Source organism: Vibrio sp. OY15, from assembly GCF_000742455.1.
Taxonomy (GTDB): Bacteria; Pseudomonadota; Gammaproteobacteria; order Enterobacterales; family Vibrionaceae; genus Vibrio; species Vibrio alginolyticus.
Genome location: NZ_JPIL01000012.1, coordinates 37,462 through 55,742, shown reverse-complemented (window position 1 = coordinate 55,742; position 18,281 = coordinate 37,462). Strand labels below are relative to the sequence as shown.

The following is an 18,281-nucleotide window of genomic DNA, read 5'->3' as shown; positions in this document are numbered from 1 at the left end:
GTGAAACAACATGACCTGAAGGAATCAGGTCCTACAACACTGGCATTCGTCAGGAGGAAACCATGTTTGCAAGTATATTTGGACAACTACAAAAAATAGGGCGGTCGTTGATGCTGCCTGTGGCGGTGTTACCGGTGGCTGGCTTGATGCTGGGTATTGGTAACGCGGGTTTTGCGTTTATTCCAGACGCGGTCAACAAAGTGATGCTCGCCGCCGGTGAAGGCGTGTTCGGCAACATGCAGTTGATGTTTGCGGTCGGTGTGGCGCTCGGGTTATCAAAAGGCAATGACGGTGCGGCTGCGCTCGCAGGCTTAGTTGGCCTAATTATTATGAACGCATCGCTCGGTATCGTGACTGGCCTGCGCGGCCTAGAAACTGACGCCACGATCATGGGCGTTGAGACGCTGCAAACCGGGGTGTTTGGCGGCATCTTTATCGGTGCGGTGGCGGCAATCATGTACAACCGCTTCTACAACATCAAACTGCCGGAATATTTGGGCTTCTTCGCGGGTAAGCGATTTGTGCCCATTGTCACCGGTCTATCGGCGATCGTCGTTGGTGCGATTCTCGCGTTTGCATGGCCACCTGTCGGACAACTTCTTGATGCATTCTCTCATTGGGCAGCGTACCAAAACCCTGTACTCGCGTGGGCGGTTTACGGCGCGGGCGAACGTTCACTACTCCCGGTTGGTTTGCACCACATCTGGAATGCGCCGTTCTTCTTTGAAGTCGGCAGCTATGTAGACCCAGAAACCGGCAAAGAGTTTACCGGTGAGCTCACTCGCTTCTTCGCGGGCGATAAAACCGCAGGTTATCTGTCTGGTGGCTTTATGTACTCCATGTGGGCGCTACCAGCAGCGGCATTGGCGATTTACCACTGCGCGTCTCCTGAGCGTAAGAAAATCGTCGGCGGTTTGATGATGTCTGCGGCGTTGACCTCTTGGTTAACTGGTATCACAGAGCCAATCGAATTTACCTTCCTATTCGTCGCGCCAGTGCTGTACGTGATCCATATTTTCCTAACTGGTATTGCGTTTGCGATCACCGCATTTTTGGAAATCAAACACAGTACTGACTTTGCGCACGGCGCGATCCAGTTCTTCCTTTACTACCCAATGTCGAGCAACGCGTGGATGTTCATCATCATCGGTCCAATCTGGGCGACGCTCTACTACGGCTTGTTCCGCTTCCTAATTGTGAAGTTGGATCTGAAAACGCCGGGTCGTGAAACCGACATTGCAGAAGTGAAGATTACCGGAGAGCCTGATGAAATTGCGGTGGATGTAGTAGCTGCATTGGGCGGCAAAGCCAATATTAAGTCAGTCGATGCGTGTATCACTCGTCTGCGTGTCTCGGTGAAAGACATCGCTAACGTTGATGTTGCTAAGCTAAAAGCACTTGGCGCGCGAGATGTGTTAGTGATTGGCGACAGTTTACAAGCGATTTTCGGCACGCAGTCTGACTCAATTAAGTCAAAAGTGCACAGCGTACTCGCCACCTCCTGATCTTACCTCCCCCAATCTAGGTAAGATTTGCCAACCTCCTTGTGAGGTTGGCTTTTTCGTTTTCGGAGTAAAAAAAGCGAAGCCAATAACCAGCCCTACTTCGCCGCCGCGTTGGTTAAATTGCCCAGCACGCCGCTGATTTTGTTCAATGCCTCGTCACAGCCTTCAATATGATGGCGCTGCTTTAAATAAATAGGATCGTTATAAGCTAACCACGTTTTGCCTTCATCATCTTCATACACCAACACTTTTTGGGGTAAATCGAGCGCCACTTCCTGCGCACAGATCATCAGTGGCGTGCCTACTTTAGGGTTTCCAAACACGATAACTTCGGTTGGTCGCAACGTCATATCGACTTTCGTGGCATTCTCTTGATGGTTAATGCGCGCAAAGACGTTCAACCCTTTTTCTTGCGCGATAGCGACAAATTTATCCGCCGTATTTTTTGCTGAATGCGTGCTCGCAACGGTTACCACACCCTCCCCAGCCAATGCACTCAATGACGTCAACGCCACGACCAACCCAATGATTACTTTTTTCATTTGTCGTCCCTTCCTCTCTCTGAGTCGAAAACTAGATATAGAAAAACCAAGTGTAGGAAAACTATAGAAGTCAAATTCCGCTATCGCGAATTGCACTCTACCCACTCAAGAGTCGACCGTGTAACACGGATTAATTGATTCAGATTAATAAAGCGTTAACTAGCTGAGCATCAAAAGCGTGAAATACGTAACATTTGCAGCCTATTTTAGTAAGAAAGAGAAAAGTAGTGACACGCGATCAATTTGAGTTATTAGCACCCGGTGGTGATTTAGATTCCATCAAAGCCGCCATTGCCGCTGGCGCCGATGCAATTTACTGTGGGCTCGACCGCTTCAATGCTCGTAACCGAGCGACCAACCTCACTTTAGATAACTTAAATGGCGTGTTAACGTTGGCCCATCAGCACAGCTGTAAGATTTTCCTAACGTTGAATGTGCTGATTTTAGAAAGTGAAATTCCAGCGATTGTTCGCTTGCTCAGCCAACTGAACACCACCAAAATCGATGGCGTGATCGTACAAGATCTCGGTCTGGCCTACATTCTCAAACATCACTTTCCCGATTTGGATGTGCACGCTTCAACGCAACTGAACACGCATAACGAAGGCCAAATCCTCTTTCTCAACCAGCTCACCGCAAGCCGAGTAAACTTATCTCGCGAACTTAACATCAGTGAGATAAAACATCTGGCGCAATTTGGTCGCGAGCACAACGTAATGATGGAAGTGTTTGTCCACGGCTCATACTGCATCGGATTCTCCGGAATTTGCTACATCAGTTCCGCTCGCAATGGCGCATCAGGTAACCGTGGACGCTGTAGCCAACCTTGTCGCGAACAGTACGAAACGACCAAAACAGGCAACAACTACCCACTCAATATGAAAGACAACTCCGCCTTTGGGGACTTGGAAGCGCTTGCTGATGCGGGTGTGTATTCGTTGAAAGTGGAAGGCCGCATTAAGAAATCCCACTACGTGTACACCGTGGTCGATAACTGGCGTAAACAGATTGATCGCTTGTGCGAGGGTTTGGAACTCTCTGAAGACACCACAGAGTTATACACAGTGTTCAACCGTGATTTCTCCAACGCATTTTTGCAAGGTGATTTCGGCAAGGCGATGTACATCGACAACCCGCGCGACCATGCTGTAAAGCATTTTTCGAAGGTTTACCAATGCCAGTCTGCTGATGATGTACAAGCGGTGAAAAAGAAACTCTACGATGACAAAACCGCGATCATTGAGAAAGTGGCAGAGCAAACTAAGTCGTTCGATGTCACTTCAACACAAGTATCCGGCAGCAGCTTGAAAGGGTCGATTGATGTGCCAACTCTGCCAACGTTACCTCAACCAGAACCTCGCCAAGGTGCGCCAAAATTATCGGTTCTGATCTCGTCAGCACAAGAAGCCATGCTGTGCGAATACCACGACGTTGATGTTTACTATCAATTGCCAATGGGATTGTCTGGTGAACTGAGCGCGATGATTGAATTGTTCCAAGCCAACCCAATGCTCAAACCTTGGTTCCCAGCCATTTTGATTGGCGAAGACTACCACGCCGCGCGCGTATTTTTGGAAACCATCCAACCTGAGTTGTTGATCACCAACAACTCAGGTGTCGGCATGATCGCAAAAGAGCTCGGCTTAGGCTGGGTGGCAGGCCCACAACTGAACACGGTGAACTCATACGCGTTTAAATGCCTTCAAGACGAGTTCGCGGCAAGTGGCGCGTTTGTTTCTAACGAGCTGAATATGAAGCAGGTGCGTCACATAAAGCGTCCGAAAAACATGCGCAGCTTCTACAGCATTTATCACCCGAACACTCTACTCACGAGCCGCCAATGTTTGTTTCAACAAACCGAAGGATGCCGTAAGGTGAAGGTCAACAAAAGTTGTTTGAAACGCTGTGACAAACGCACGTCTATCATCAACTTAAAAGACAATCCTTACTTGGTGCAAAAACAAAAAGGCAGCCACAATTCAATCTACAGCGAGCACAACATCTTAAACCTGCAAGTGCTGCACGATCTGCCGCAATTGTTTACCGATGTGTTGATCGATCTGCGTGATATCCAGACCGAAACGAAAGTCTCAGCAAGCAAACCTGAGTTGATTGACGCGTTCTTAGCTCTACTTGAAGAACACAGCGAACAAACCGTCCAAACGCTGAATGCCATGATTCAACCAACAGCCAACGCGCAGTATTTAAAGGGGTTGTAGGAGTTACTTGAAAGTTAAACAACGCATCGACTCTCAACATATCTTGAACACACACAGTGCACTGACTACAATAGCGCACTTTTTACGGAATTTAGGTCACACAAAATGACAGACACAGCTAAACCAGCTCTACCAGATCGCCTAGCGGGTAACCCACGTAGCCCATTCTTCATCAAAGAATGCTTCGAGCACCAAATCGGTATTCGTATCAACGGCCAAGAGCGTACTGACGTAGAAGAATACTGCATCAGCGAAGGTTGGGTAAAAATTGCTTCTCCTAAAGCAAAAGACCGTTTCGGTAACCCAATGCTAATCAAACTTAAAGGCGAAGTTGAAGCGTACTACGTGTAAGCTGACCACGCTGAATGTATTTGAAAGCTCGAGTTTGACTCGGGCTTTTTTAATGCCTGTCATATCCCTCCTCATTTAATCTCTTCCCTCTTCTTTTCAGTACAAGTTATTAAGAAATCGATGTAAATCGCTGTTTTTATCTGATTGTTGTCTAAAGTTTCTAAAGAACGAACAGCAATAAGCATTGCCAAAAGAAACGACACCTTTTGAATACAGGGAGAGGAAATGGAAAGCCCACTTGTCACACTCAAACACGCCAGCAAAAGCTTTGTCGATGGCAAAGAGACACATCGCGTGTTGGAAGGCGTCGACTTCACGTTGAACACAGGAGCGAGTGTTGCGCTGACGGGCGCAAGTGGCAGCGGCAAAAGTACTTTGCTCAATGTCATCGCTGGCTTTGAGCCGCTTTCCGATGGTGAGTTGTGGTTAGATGGCGATAACACGGCGGCTTGGAAAGACCCACAATGGAGCCGATTTCGACATCAAAAACTCGGTGTTATCTTCCAGCAATTCAATCTATTAACGCCGCTCAACGTGCAGCAAAACATCGCCTTCCCTCTGCATTTGAATCAACAGAAATGGAACGACTGGTGCGATTATTTGGTCGAGACTCTAGGTATCAGCCAACTTCTCGACAGGCATGTTTCTGCCCTTTCCGGAGGTCAACAACAACGAGTCGCGATTGCGCGCGCATTGGCACACAAACCTAAGCTTCTACTCGCCGATGAACCCACAGGTAACCTCGACCAAAAAGCAGGCTTGGAAGTGATGAAACTACTCAGTGAAATCACCACCCAAGGCAATACCGCCGTGCTCTTGGTGACCCACAGCCATGAATGCGCTGAATTTATGAAAGCACGGCTGCGATTGGATAACAGTCAGCTACAGAACAGCCATCAAGTAAACAAACATGAGCTTCACCATGAAGCAAACTAAGCCATCAAACAACAGATTCACTCATACTCGACTCGCCCTGAATCTGTTTGCAGCGCACTATCGGCAGGCGCCACTGCAAGCCGCCGCGATTCTGATCGGTATCGTGTTGGCTGTGACCTTATTCGTTGCGGTGCAAGCCATCAACCTCAATGCCAAACGAAGTTATGCGGAATCTACCGAGCAGCTTAGCGCACAAGCTCAGAACTTAATTATTCCACCAGCAGGGCAAAACTATCTGCCCGAGTCTCTTTATTTCACCCTTAGACAAAACGGGCTCAGTGCAGCACTACCTGTAATCGAAGGGCGAGTGAGAGACGAACAAGGGCGTCGCTGGTCAGTGCAAGGTAGTGAGTTGATTGCCGCAATTTCCTCACGTTCGCGCTATTCGTCAGAAAACCAACAAAACGTGTCTTTGTTCGACAGTGCTTTACCTTTACCTGAGCTTTTGGCCGGTAAGCCGATCGTGATGATGAGCCAATCTCAACATCAAAACTTAGGGGAAGTAGAAACCCTAACTCTGGATGACATTCCAACCCAAGTGGTGGTGCTACCAGACGAATGGCAGTTAGGTAGCCGAATGTTGATGGACATTGGCTTTGCCCAGCAACTGCTCAATAAACAAGGGCAGCTCAGTTACATTGCAGTTTTCCATTCGGGTGATAAAGGGGATAAAGACACGCAGGCAAATTGGCAGAAGCTGATTAGCGATCAAGGGCAATGGATTTCCAATAACCAAAGTACAGACCTTGGTTCGCTGACCGACAGCTTTCACCTCAACCTCACCGCAATGAGCTTACTCGCGTTTTTAGTCGGGCTGTTCATCGCTTACAACGGCGTAAAGTACAGCTTGCTGAAACGCAATCGGCTGTTAGTGCAAATTCAACAAGCGGGTGTTGCGCCGAGCATTGTGTTCTCTGCGCTGTTAGTTGAGCTCACTCTTCTCGTTACCATCGGCGCTTCCCTCGGTTTTGTGTTGGGCATACAGCTCAGCCATTGGCTGCACCCGACCGTAGCACTGACTTTAGAACAACTTTACGGCGCAACACTGCTGCCCGGCACTTGGCAGTGGCAATGGTGGGCGCAAGCATTGCTGCTCACGTTAGCCGCCACCCTATTGGCATGTTGGCAGCACTTTAAACAGCGAGTGCGCCAACCGCTTTCCTCTCATGGCGGATTTTATCAAGCACCTGAAGCCTCTAACGAAAACCAATTGTTTTTGATAGGTGCTGCGTTAACGATTCTTGCGCTTGCGGGTTTATGGCTGAGTGAGCACCACCGATTTACCATGGCGTGGCTCGGCGTGCTTGTGGTGTCGATTCCTTTGTATCTACCCAAAACAATCAGCGTATTAGCCAATTGGTGTGAAAAACGCACCAGTTCCGGTTTGATGCAGTATCTGTTTGCTGAGCTGCGCGAGCTGATTTCTCCGCTTTCTCTCGCCATGATGGCACTGCTACTCGCCGTTACTGCCAATATGGGGATGAACACCTTAGTGGGCAGCTTTGAATCCACCCTTAAACAGTGGTTAGAACAAAGGCTGCACGCCGATATTTACGTCAGCCCTGCGCAAGGAGAAATCGCTGATGTAGAGCGCGCATTAGGGCAGTTCGATAAGGTTGAGACCGTCTACAAGCAATACTACGTCGACGATAACCTGCAAGGCTTACCGATTTTGCTTGGCACCAAAGACAAAGACACCTTAGAACAAACCATGGTATTCAAATCGCACTTGGAAAACTTCTGGTCACGCTTTTATCAAGGTAAGTTAGTCGCGATCAGTGAACCTACTGCGGTCAAACTGGGTTTATCACTGGGTAGCGAGCTCACGCTTGATGCTGTTCCAGATAAGAACCTGCTTGTGGGTGCGGTATTCCACGATTACGGCTCACCCAACGGTGAAGTCTTATTAGCACCCAAATTATGGCAAGAGAGTGGCTTTACCGACCTGCCAACAAGCCTTGGTATTAAAGTCTCGGGTGACCCACAAATCGTCTACGAGCAACTGCGCGAGCAATTGAATCTGCACCCAAATCAGCTCTACGATCAGGCGCAAATCAAATCCATCGCGTTGGATATTTTCTCGCAGACCTTCGCCATTACCCGCGCACTCAACGGTGTGACTTTAATGGTCGCGGTGATTGGCTTGTTCAGTGCTTGTTTCATGTTACTCGACGCGCGTAAAGCCGCTATTGCAAGGCTGTATGCACTTGGCGTCAGCCGTCGTAAATTAATGACCATGGTGGTCGGACAGATCGTCGCTTTAGTCAGTTTTACGCTGGTTATTGCCCTACCTTTAGGAGCCATGGTGGGATATGTGCTGACAGATATTGTCACCTTGCGCGCTTTTGGTTGGAGCTTAAATTATCTGTGGAATTGGAGTGATGCGCTGAGCATTGCGGCAATCACCATCTTGGTGGCAGTGATCGCAACCTTGATTCCGCTGTGGCGATTGGTCAGTAAGCCTGTCGTATCCAGTTTGCAAAGCGAGGTGTTGTGATGGTTCGATTGGCAAGCAAGCTTACTCTACTCATAAGCAGCTTATTCCTATTCGGTTGTGAAGATGCCCAACAAAAAAATATGGGCACGCAAAATATGGGCACGTTGCTGGGCAGTGGAGATACACAAAGCGAGAGCAACTTATTCACACCCGTAGAAAAAGGGATTGAACTCACCTTCCCTGCAGACCATCAAGCACACCCAAACTTTCGTCATGAATGGTGGTACTTAACCGCTAACTTAATTGATGAAGATGGCACTCCACTTGGCGTCCAGTGGACACAGTTTCGCTTTGCTGCTGCGCCGCCAACGGGCGAAGATGACGTGAAGAAAACCGAATGGCAAGCTCAACAAATCTACATGGCGCACAGCGCAGTGACGACCGCAGACAAACACTACGCCGATGAAAAATGGTCGCGCGATCAAGCCTCTCTCGCTGGCGTCGACACTTCACCATTTCGGGTTTATCTCGATGATTGGCAGTGGACTTCTTCAACCACCGATCTCTTCCCTGCCACATTGAATGCAAACTCCGAACAGTTTGGCTATTCGCTCACTCTTACCAGCAGCGCACCGTATCAAAAACAAGGAGAGCAAGGGTACAGCACCAAAAGCGCCGATGGTCAGGTGGCTTCGTATTACTACAGCCAACCGTTTATTGATGTCTCCGGTGAAGTCACGATCGACAGCAAAACCCATCAAGTGTCGGGCAAAGGCTGGATAGACCGAGAGTGGAGCTCGCAACTCTTACTCGACTCACAACAAGGCTGGGACTGGTTTGCCCTAAGGTTGAGTGACGACACCAGCTTGGTGGTGTTCCAATTGCGAGATTCCAAAACCGGACAAGCCAGTTACTCCAGCGCAAGGCTGATGCAGCAAGATGCTTCTGGCATTGCTATCCCACAGAAAGACATTCAGCTAGAGGCGACTAAGCAAACAGAAATCCAAGGGCGAAAGTATCCAACCCAGTGGCAAGTGTCGATTCCTAAGCAGCAAATCGAGCTAACCGTTTCTGCACTCAACCCGAACGCGAAAATGCCGCTTTCAGTGCCTTATTGGGAAGGCCCTGTGCGCATTAAGGGCTCTCATTCTGGGACAGGTTATATGGAACTAACGGGGTATTGAAAAGTTGAGTGATTACCCCAATTATTCAGCTAGTACAAACACAGGTAACCGAGTGATACACTGCACCTCAGTGTCATCCAATGAATGATTGAAAGGAAATATGATGAACCCAATTATCGCCTTGCTGAAAGAGAACAATATCAGCGACGAACAAATCAACGAGATTTTTCAGACTCTGACGCAAAACCCTCTAGCGGCAATGGCAACAATCAGCCAACTAGGTTTGCCACAAGACAAGCTACAAATGCTGATGGCGCAAGTGATGCAAAACCCTGCGCTAATTAAAGAAGCCGTAGACGAGTTGGGATTGGATTTCTCAAAGGTTGAAGAAGCAAAAGAGAAGCTTCAAAGCCAAAACCAAGGCAACTAAGTGTTAGCCATTTAGCGCTGAATATAGAAAAGGCCGTTAACCCGAGCATGTGGGTTAACGGCCTTTTTTGTTGGCTACTTTGTTGTTAGCTACTTTTTGTCGGCTAATTATTAGCGATTTAAAGACGCGAATTGTTCTGCGGTTATGCCGTAATAGAGCTTGTCGTCAAAGCCTTGCGTTAGTTTGTAGTAGTCTTTCTGACGGCCTTCCTGAGTAAAACCATTTTTCTCTAACGTCTTGTAAGAGCCAGCATTAGAAGCGTAGCAATCCGCACTGACTTTATGGGCGTTTAGCTCAGTAAAGCCAATCGCGGTCATCATTTGGCAAGCACGGGTTGCAACGCCTTTGCCCCATGCGTAAGTAGGTAATTGATAACCCACTTCGTAGTTGCCAGTTAAGAACATCACTGCGGTCACTGCACACATTCCCATGTACTGACCTTGCTGGTCACGAATCACGAACGTTGGGCTATCTGGCCAAACACCGTCTTTGCTCGCTTGTGCCGTATTTTCAATAATAGGGTCAAAGAAGCCTTCATATAGGCTGTTGTCAGCAGGTGCGAAGAACAGATATTGATTGACCTTATCGTCGTTCAACATCTCGATAATATCTTGTAGATCAGAGCCTTGAATCAGTTGGATAGTCAACGATTCGTTAAATGGGATGGCTTCGCCTTGTTTTAGTTTTTGATATGACATGTGTTACCTCGTTATCTGCTGAAAATAGTAGCCCAGCGGATAAGAGAAAAATTGGATTTTTGCGACAACTTTCGGGCTGATTAGCAATGTATTACGACTCAAAATCGCCATAGATATCGATGGTTAAGTCGCGCTTTTTCAAGTATTTGCTTGGCGTTTTTCTTAGCTGCTGTTTGAGGGTACGAATCAAATGCGATTGGTCACTGAAACCAAATTGTTGTGAGAAACTCGCCCAATCAATCGCTTCTTGTTTGTAGAGGGTCAAAATCATCTGCTCCAGACGTGCCATTTGTTGATACTGCTTAACGCTCAGCCCCACCACTTGCTTGAAACTGCGCTCAAGCGTTCTTCGAGAACAGGCGCATTGTTTGGCTATCTCATCAATATCCATCGCTAGCTCAGGTGAGCGTAGCGCTTGAGCGTCCATCACGGATACCGCTTTTTGCGATGCCAAAAACGGTTTGGTGCAACAAGGTTCGATATCTAACGCATCTAGATGTTGTTTGATGTAGTTCAGCAAACATTGCGGTGAATCTTGCAACTCTAGCTGCCATAACCCTTGTTGAAAGCACACATCAAACGCCGCGTTGAGCCAATCAAACCAATCGCATTGGTTAATTGCTGCTACTTGGGATGCATCACTAAACCGTGATTCAATGGCATACAGACCCTCTGGACGAAAGGTGATACCAATACGCTTGATGGGAGCCGTATCTTCCAACAACAGCAAATGCTCGTTAGCCGTTAATAAATGGCAGCCTTTGCCAGCAAGCTTTGTGTCTCCCGTGTCGTAGCTGTAGCCTTGCACTGGTGGCGTAAAGAGTAAATGAGCACGCGGGTTTGGAATAAGGTGCGGCTTGGGGTCAATGACTTCACCCTCTGGCACTTCCAAGTACCAAATTTGATGAATGAGCCATTCGTACTCTGGCAGAGACTGTTTCCAAGCTATCATGATTGTCCTAGCGGTTAGTAAAGATAATAAGCGCAACGTTTTTGCTTAAACATCTGCTCGTTGAGTGTGACTGATTGACGCTCATCTCGCCACGCATTTCTCACCCTGCTCCCTTGCAAGCTTGTTGGATTGCAGTAGGCTTTGAGCAGAGAATACAAGCTGAACAGAACAAGGAAATACCCCGATGCGCGTCGACTACCACCAACGACTGGTTCCTGTGATTCGCTTTTTAGAACAACACTTTAATGAACCACTCAACCTGCCAGAAGTGGCCGCGCTGGCGAACCTTTCTCCTTATCACTTTCATCGCACCTTCAAAGCCGTGCAAGGCGAGACATTGGCTGATTTCATTCGACGTTTGCGTCTAGAAGCCGCCGCCGATGACTTATTCAAATCCAAGCAACCAGTATTGAACATTGCCCTAGAGTACGGATTTTCTAGCTCACAGAGCTTAGCCAAAGCCTTCAAGCAACATTATGGCGTTACACCCACGGCCTTTCGTGACTGCGAAAACTATCAGCAGTTTTCTGAATTAGCACGAAACAGCAAGATTGGACACACGTTGCGCAAGAATGGAAACGTAGTAACACCAAGCGATTCATATACTGGCTCTGAACTCACCAAATGGAGCATGACAATGGAAACGCAAAACTTTGAAAAAGCAAAACTGGCTTACATTCGCGTAAACGGCCCTTACGGCCAAGGCTATGAGGAGCCATCAGGTCGCTTGTATCAATGGGCAGGAATGAAAGGTTTGGCAGGCAATACCTGCATCTTCATCTACCATGACAACCCAGAAATCACGCCAGACGAGAAGTGCCGTACTGATATCTGCTTGATGGTGCCAGAAGATACCGAAGTTCCGAAAGGCATTGAGCTGCAAGACTTCCCCGGCGGTCAATATGCCGTGATGCGCCAACACATTACTGACCCGAGCCAATACTCAAAAGCGTGGGATGATGTCATGAGCAAGGTAATTGAATCCGGTATTGAGAACGACGATCGTCCTTGCTTTGAGCTTTACCACAGCTTCGACCCACAAACGCACCATGCAGACGTTAGCTTCTGCACTGCCATCAAATAAACCAAAAGCCTGCATCGTTGCAGGCTTTTTCATTTCTTACTCTGGTTGCTTAAATCCGTTCTTCCAAACGCTGTTTATCTTTTAATCCAATGACTTAGAACACAAACGAATACCTCAGTATTTTCGTGATCCTACTTCGCGTTTTGACCACGCGCGTTCATTCGCTCGGCTGAGTTGGGATTCATTTCACAGATTATTCATGAAGCGAACCTAGACTGAAAAAATTCCATCGACCCCGTTCGACCTACAACACTAAGCACAATAAAAACTAGGTACTACAGCACCTCTAGGACATTCCATGAAGAAGAACTTACTTGCTATTGCTCTTGGTAGCGTAATTGCGCTGACTGCTGCCCCATACTCTATCGCGGCTAACGATGCTGCCGTTCAATCTTCCGCCGACTACTCACAGATCGTCACCAAACGTCAGGTTGTCGACCAACTGCTGAATGACGCGGTACAAGCATTCAAATCCCCTGCGCGTATTTCGCATGCGGGTTTTACCGCCAAAATGCCGAGCAACATGGAGATTGTTACCGACCGCTTACTAGAAGCATACAAACTCGAGCCGTACCGTACTGACCTACTGATTTCTGCAGCAAACGCGCAGATCTACAACAAGAATGCAGACCGCGCGATTGAACTGTTTGAACAAGCCCTTTCTGTTGCGCCAGACGATGTGGATTTGCACGCCTACTTAGCAGTGTGGCAACGCTTTGAGGGCAACCAAGCGGAATCAGCGAAACACATGGCTACGCTCACTAAGCTCAATGCAGGTAAAGCCGCAGACATCCAACGCATCTTCGACACCGTAGACCGCGTACTTGCCACGCCACTGAAAGAGAAAGCCGACAAAGGCAAACTGGATGACAAAGGCGCAATCGTCACATTGGGATACGCACTGAACCCAGATGGTTCAATGCATCAAATCTTGGTTGAGCGTTTGGAAACCACGCTAGCCATGGCAAAAGCAAACCCAGACGCGTTGATCGTATTGACGGGTGGTGTACCGAAGAACCACAAAACCGAAGGCAAGTTAATGGCGGATTGGCTGATTGAAAAAGGCATCAGCAAAGATCGCATCATTGAAGAAAACTACGCCACCAGCACGGTAGGTAACGCCCTATTCAGCAGCTACGCATTGGCGCGTCATAACATCAAGCACGCAACCATCATAAGCTCAGCGAGCCATGTGCGCCGTGGTCAAACCTTGTTTGAAATCGCAAGCTGGCAAACTGGCCCGCAAGACATCACTTTTGACACAGTGAGCTACCCAGACAAACCACTTAAAGACTTAGCCAAAGCCAGCGATGGCGAACTGCTTGGTATCTACCGCGATGCTCTGCGTACTTACGGCATGTGGAGCTACCGCTCTTACCCGCTAGAGTCGCGTTAATACACTAGAGCCAGAAAGCAAAAGAGACCGCGTTAATGCGGTCTCTCATAGAATCATTTGAACATGATGCAATGGTCAATCAATGCGTTTTGTAGGTTTTGTTTATCACTCAGAATCACTAGAGCATAGATAGTATTTTTGTCACCAATTCGGTAAAGCAGCTTGAATCCATCAAAGCTAAATTGCCGGATGTCGTAAACACCGATTGTTGTCAGTTCATAACAAGGGGGATAGATAGACGGGTTATTCAAAACGTTGTGTTCAAACCTCTGCTGAACCGCAATTAATCTATCAATCACATCGTTGCGAGCGCTCCAGTTCGATAAATAGTTAATACTCTGAATAGCCGTATTTTCAAAGGTTTGTGTATAGAGAACTTTTGCTTCCATGCTCGTATCAAACTCAATCTTTGAGTGCTGCTAACGTGCTCTTCATATCTTCTGATGACTTTACACGTTCATTCGCAACATCATTTTGAGCAAAGCTAACAAACTTCATTAAAGCAATGGCTTCATCACGCTTCTGACGTTCTTCATAAGACTCAACGACATAAATAGGCTTACCATTTTGCGTAATCGTCATTGGTTCATCCAGTTCAAGCTTCGCAGCATTCTTTTTTAAATAACTTACCGTTTCAGTGCTCATCACATGACTCCTATCGGCAACCTCGCTGGTGTAACAACAAGCGAACCCAGCCGAGCTATACTGCAGGTTTGACCGAAATATTTGAATCAATAGAAAGTGCTAATCACATTCTATTTTTCGTTTAGATTTTGACCTAATCTTGCCAACTATACCTGTGCATTTCGAACAAACCAAATTAAGTTTAAATTTAGACTTCTACTTCAAATATAGAAAAAGCCTGCGTATTTGCAGGCTTTCTTGTCTTTGTGCAGTGATAAGAACCGCTTAAATTGCTTCGCCGTTTACCGTTACTGCCACATCAATGTTGCCACGAACTGCGTTTGAATATGGGCAAACTTGGTGTGCAATGCGCGTTAGCTCTAGCGCTTGTTCTTGTGGCATGTCTAGCTCTACCGCTAGGCTCACTGTTAGTGCAAAGCCACCGTTATCGTTAGGACCGATGCCTACTTCCGCGGTTACGGGTGCGCTTTTCAGGTTTACTTTACCTTCACGCGCTACGTGAAGAATCGCGTTAGAAAAACACGCTGAATAGCCCGCTGCAAAAAGCTGTTCTGGGTTAGTTGCTGCGCCTGTGCCACCCATTTCCTTCGGGTATGACAGCTCTAGATCGAGAAGACCGTCATCTGTTTTTACTTGACCATTACGACCAGCCAAAGCAGTAGCTTGAGTTTTGTATAGAGTAGTCATGCGAGTGTCCTTCTTAATTTAAGTTGTGCACAATTTAATTGCTTGCAATCTTATATCGAAGTAAAGATCGTTCGCAACTATATTGTGCACAATTTATTTTATGACTCTCTTTCTCTATGAGCAGGTAGGCAACGCCAATGAGCCAGTGTTACACCGACAACACCATGACCAACGACGATAAACTCTTACTCGAAAACCAAGTTTGCTTCCCGCTCTACAGCGCAGCAAATGCAGTGATCCGAGCGTACCGCCCGTTGTTGGATGAGCTTGGTCTGACTTATTCGCAGTACTTAGTGATGATGGTGCTGTGGGAGAAAGACGGTGCCAGCGTGAAAGAATTGGGGTCACAACTGCATTTGGACTCAGGCACACTCACACCTCTGCTTAAACGCTTAGAAGCAAAAGGCTATGTGGAACGCGGCCGAAGTGAAACCGATGAACGCGTTCGCGTACTAAACCTAACAGAACAAGGTCGTGTCCTCAAAGAACAAGCCAAGTCAGTGCCAAACGCCATGATGTGTAAAATCACCTTAGAGCTAGATGAAATGATCATGCTGAAGAAGTTGTGTGGCAAAGTGCTCGACAATCTGAGCTAACAAAATAGAAGCATCCGCTTCCCCACTTCCTATTAGAAAGAGCCTGCCGAGATGCAGGCTCTTTCGATCTTAGCCAGACGATCCACTTAAGGTCATCATCGGTATTCTCTATTGCTAATCTGCCTTCATCTTCAATAAAACCTATCAAAGCAAACTCACTTACATCGGATTTCCCTATCAAGTGAAATAGGAAATGGCTATCAATAGGATAGTTACAAGCAATTTTCCTTAAACACAATCCGATGCGAATATACTTTCCGAAAGCAAGAACTGCTCACCCTAAAACATTCTGAGGAAAGTAAAAAATGATTAATACAAAGATCAAACCATTTGCAGCTACAGCATACAAAAACGGCGAATTCGTTGAAGTAACAGAACAAGATGTTCTAGGCAAATGGGCTGTATTCTTCTTCTACCCAGCAGACTTCACATTCGTATGTCCGACAGAACTAGGTGACCTAGCAGACCACTACGAAGAGCTACAAAAACGCGGCGTTGAAGTGTACTCAGTATCAACAGACACACACTTCACTCACAAAGCTTGGCACGATAGCTCAGAAACAATCGGCAAGATCCAGTACTACATGCTTGGCGACCAAACAGGCAACATCACAAACAACTTCGGTGTGATGCGTGAAGGTCAAGGCCTTGCAGACCGTGCAACGTTCCTAATCGACCCAGAAGGTACTATCCAAGCAATGGAAATCACTGCTGAAGGTATCGGTCGTGACGCAGAAGACCTACTACGCAAAGTGAAAGCAGCTCAGTACGTAGCAGCACACCCAGGCGAAGTTTGCCCAGCAAAATGGAAAGAAGGCGAAGAGACGCTAGCTCCTTCTCTAGACCTAGTAGGCAAAATCTAAGCCACTGAATTTAAGCTCAATTTGACATGCTAATTGACGCTTAACTTAGAGAGCATTCCAGGTTAGATACCTTGACGACCTTCTGCCTGGTTTGCTCTCTCCCTACTGATTTTATCCAGAGTAACCACTCTTTTGTTTATTTAAGGTAACAACAACTATGTTAGACCAAGCGATCCAACAACAACTCAAACAATATCTGGCTAATGTAAAAGAAGACGTTCGTCTAGTGGTTAGTCTAGATGAAAGCAAAGCATCGAATGACATTCTGTCTCTGGCGAACCAAATCGCAGAGATGAGCGACTTTATCACCGTTGAACGTGACGACAACGCAAGCGCACGTAAACCAGTGATGACGGTGACCAATCCAGTAAAAGGCACAGCACTTCGCTTTGCTGGCTTACCAATGGGTCACGAATTTACCTCTCTGGTATTGGCATTGCTGCACTCTGGTGGTCACCCAATCAAACTAGAGCCGGAAGTGATTGAACAAATCGCAGCGCTAGATAAAGAGTTGGAAGTTGAAGTGTTCATTTCACTGTCGTGCCAAAACTGTCCAGACGTGGTTCAAGCGTTCAACATGATGGCGGCGATCAACCCGAAAGTGAAAGCAACCATGATCGACGGTGCACTCTTCCAAGATGAAGTGAAACAACGTGACATCATGGCAGTACCAAGCGTATTCGTAAACGGAGAGCTATTCGGTCAAGGCCGTATGTCTCTGACTGAAATCCTAAACAAAGTGGATGACGGTGCGAGCGAGAAAGCCGCCAAAGCACTGAACGAAAAAGACCCATACGACGTGCTAGTTGTCGGCGGTGGCCCTGGTGGTAGTGCAGCAGCACTATACGCAGCGCGTAAAGGTATTCGCACTGGTGTTGTCGCTAAACGCTTCGGTGGTCAGGTGATGGACACCATGGCAATCGAGAACTTTATCTCGGTAAAACGTACTGAAGGTCCAAAACTGGCGACTGACCTAGCAGAGCACCTAAAAGAATACGACGTAGACGTCGTGACTGAGCAACAAGCGCAAAAACTGATGGGCGCAGCACACACAGATGATGGCTTGATTCATATCCAACTTGAAAGCGGCGCAACGCTGAAAAGTAAGAGTGTCATCCTAAGCCCTGGAGCTCGCTGGCGTGAAATGAACGTTCCGGGTGAGCAAGAGTACCGCAACAAAGGCGTCGCGTACTGCCCACACTGTGACGGCCCGCTATTCAAAGGCAAGAAAACTGCGGTTATCGGTGGTGGTAACTCAGGCATCGAAGCGGCTATCGACCTAGCAGGTATTGTTGAGCACGTAACCGTTCTTGAATTTGCAGACGTACTTCGCGCAGACCAAGTGCTTATCGACAAAGCGAACTCTCTACCAAACATCGACATCATCACGATGGCGCAAACCACAGAAGTAGTGGGCGACGGTACTCGCGTAACAAGCTTGAAGTACAAAGACCGTAACACAGATGAAATCAAAGAGATTGAACTGTCAGGTATCTTTGTCCAAATCGGTCTAGTACCAAACACAGAATGGTTAAAAGATTCAGAAGTAGCGCTTTCTGAGCGCGGCGAAATTGAAGTTGGTAGCCGTGGTGAAACCAGCCTGGAAGGTGTCTTCGCAGCGGGTGACGCAACGACGGTTCCTTACAAACAGATCATCATTGCGATGGGTGAAGGTGCAAAAGCAAGCTTAGGCGCGTTTGACTACCTAATCCGTAAGCAAGGTTAATCTCCAAATTTCTTGAACACAAAGCGCACGGTGCAGTGTTTTCTTCCCCTGAAAACCAATCGGGGCACCGTGACAGCGATGAGTAACAAG

General features: G+C 47.4%; 18 protein-coding genes. 12 read left to right on the top strand and 6 right to left on the bottom strand.

Annotation, left to right across the window (positions count from 1 at the left end):
- The first annotated feature begins 62 nt into the window (after positions 1–62).
- Positions 63–1,505, top strand: a complete 1,443-nt coding sequence (gene ptsG, locus IJ23_RS14390; protein WP_081886422.1) for a glucose-specific PTS transporter subunit IIBC — start codon at positions 63–65, stop codon at positions 1,503–1,505.
- A gap of 95 nt (positions 1,506–1,600) precedes the next feature.
- Here ptsG and IJ23_RS14385 read toward each other — a convergent pair whose 3' ends face one another.
- Positions 1,601–2,047 (bottom strand): DUF302 domain-containing protein, encoded by a 447-nt coding sequence (locus tag IJ23_RS14385; RefSeq protein ID WP_033906624.1) that lies wholly within the window; start codon positions 2,045–2,047, stop codon positions 1,601–1,603.
- Between the two features lie 227 nt (positions 2,048–2,274).
- Between IJ23_RS14385 and IJ23_RS14380 the strand changes: the two genes are divergently transcribed.
- The 6 genes from IJ23_RS14380 (at position 2,275) to IJ23_RS14355 (ending at position 9,544) form a co-directional block, all read left to right on the top strand.
- Positions 2,275–4,266: a U32 family peptidase gene (locus IJ23_RS14380; protein WP_033906623.1), complete on the top strand. Its 1,992-nt coding sequence runs from the start codon at positions 2,275–2,277 to the stop codon at positions 4,264–4,266.
- 105 nt (positions 4,267–4,371) lie between these two features.
- Positions 4,372–4,617 carry a DUF3297 family protein gene (locus tag IJ23_RS14375; RefSeq protein ID WP_005374689.1) on the top strand — a complete coding sequence of 82 codons (246 nt, stop codon included), beginning with the start codon at positions 4,372–4,374 and terminating at the stop codon, positions 4,615–4,617.
- A gap of 225 nt (positions 4,618–4,842) precedes the next feature.
- Entirely contained in the window at positions 4,843–5,553 is a 711-nt protein-coding gene (locus IJ23_RS14370; protein WP_017820083.1) for an ABC transporter ATP-binding protein, read from the top strand.
- The gene (locus tag IJ23_RS14365; protein ID WP_033906622.1) at positions 5,540–8,050 is read left to right on the top strand and encodes an ABC transporter permease; all 2,511 of its coding nucleotides are present in this window, start codon (positions 5,540–5,542) and stop codon (positions 8,048–8,050) included. The genes IJ23_RS14370 and IJ23_RS14365 overlap by 14 nt, the downstream gene beginning before the upstream one ends.
- Positions 8,050–9,174, top strand: a complete 1,125-nt coding sequence (locus IJ23_RS14360) for a lipocalin-like domain-containing protein (protein ID WP_033906621.1) — start codon at positions 8,050–8,052, stop codon at positions 9,172–9,174. Before IJ23_RS14365 ends, IJ23_RS14360 begins: the two co-directional genes overlap by 1 nt.
- Positions 9,175–9,277: 103 nt before the next feature.
- Positions 9,278–9,544 carry a DUF2999 family protein gene (locus IJ23_RS14355; protein WP_004746427.1) on the top strand — a complete coding sequence of 89 codons (267 nt, stop codon included), beginning with the start codon at positions 9,278–9,280 and terminating at the stop codon, positions 9,542–9,544.
- Between the two features lie 110 nt (positions 9,545–9,654).
- Here IJ23_RS14355 and IJ23_RS14350 read toward each other — a convergent pair whose 3' ends face one another.
- Positions 9,655–10,242 (bottom strand): GNAT family N-acetyltransferase, encoded by a 588-nt coding sequence (locus IJ23_RS14350; protein ID WP_033906619.1) that lies wholly within the window; start codon positions 10,240–10,242, stop codon positions 9,655–9,657.
- A gap of 91 nt (positions 10,243–10,333) precedes the next feature.
- Complete coding sequence (locus tag IJ23_RS14345; RefSeq protein WP_033906618.1) at positions 10,334–11,194, bottom strand: helix-turn-helix domain-containing protein; 861 nt, start codon at positions 11,192–11,194, stop codon at positions 10,334–10,336.
- A 184-nt stretch (positions 11,195–11,378) separates the two neighbouring features.
- Here IJ23_RS14345 and IJ23_RS14340 point away from each other — a divergent pair, with 184 nt between their 5' ends.
- Positions 11,379–12,278 (top strand): AraC family transcriptional regulator, encoded by a 900-nt coding sequence (locus IJ23_RS14340; protein WP_033906617.1) that lies wholly within the window; start codon positions 11,379–11,381, stop codon positions 12,276–12,278.
- A 298-nt stretch (positions 12,279–12,576) separates the two neighbouring features.
- The gene (locus IJ23_RS14335; protein ID WP_005374642.1) at positions 12,577–13,674 is read left to right on the top strand and encodes a YdcF family protein; all 1,098 of its coding nucleotides are present in this window, start codon (positions 12,577–12,579) and stop codon (positions 13,672–13,674) included.
- Positions 13,675–13,727: 53 nt separating this feature from the next.
- On the opposite strand, the gene IJ23_RS14330 is transcribed toward IJ23_RS14335, so the two are convergent.
- The 3 genes from IJ23_RS14330 to IJ23_RS14320 all read right to left on the bottom strand — a co-directional run bounded on the left by IJ23_RS14330 (position 13,728) and on the right by IJ23_RS14320 (position 15,006).
- Complete coding sequence (locus tag IJ23_RS14330; RefSeq protein WP_020195558.1) at positions 13,728–14,063, bottom strand: type II toxin-antitoxin system RelE/ParE family toxin; 336 nt, start codon at positions 14,061–14,063, stop codon at positions 13,728–13,730.
- Positions 14,064–14,076: 13 nt separating this feature from the next.
- Complete coding sequence (locus tag IJ23_RS14325; RefSeq protein ID WP_005383516.1) at positions 14,077–14,319, bottom strand: type II toxin-antitoxin system Phd/YefM family antitoxin; 243 nt, start codon at positions 14,317–14,319, stop codon at positions 14,077–14,079.
- A 264-nt stretch (positions 14,320–14,583) separates the two neighbouring features.
- On the bottom strand, positions 14,584–15,006 hold the full coding sequence (locus tag IJ23_RS14320) for an organic hydroperoxide resistance protein (protein ID WP_005374640.1): 423 nt from the start codon (positions 15,004–15,006) through the stop codon (positions 14,584–14,586).
- Between the two features lie 137 nt (positions 15,007–15,143).
- On the opposite strand from IJ23_RS14320, the gene IJ23_RS14315 reads away from it, so the two are divergent.
- The 3 genes from IJ23_RS14315 to ahpF all read left to right on the top strand — a co-directional run bounded on the left by IJ23_RS14315 (position 15,144) and on the right by ahpF (position 18,191).
- Complete coding sequence (locus IJ23_RS14315; protein ID WP_020195556.1) at positions 15,144–15,602, top strand: MarR family winged helix-turn-helix transcriptional regulator; 459 nt, start codon at positions 15,144–15,146, stop codon at positions 15,600–15,602.
- A 305-nt stretch (positions 15,603–15,907) separates the two neighbouring features.
- A complete protein-coding gene (gene ahpC, locus IJ23_RS14310; protein ID WP_005395542.1) occupies positions 15,908–16,465 on the top strand; it encodes an alkyl hydroperoxide reductase subunit C in 558 nt (185 codons plus the stop codon).
- 157 nt (positions 16,466–16,622) lie between these two features.
- Positions 16,623–18,191 carry an alkyl hydroperoxide reductase subunit F gene (ahpF, locus tag IJ23_RS14305; RefSeq protein ID WP_015313693.1) on the top strand — a complete coding sequence of 523 codons (1,569 nt, stop codon included), beginning with the start codon at positions 16,623–16,625 and terminating at the stop codon, positions 18,189–18,191.
- Positions 18,192–18,281 lie beyond the last annotated feature (90 nt).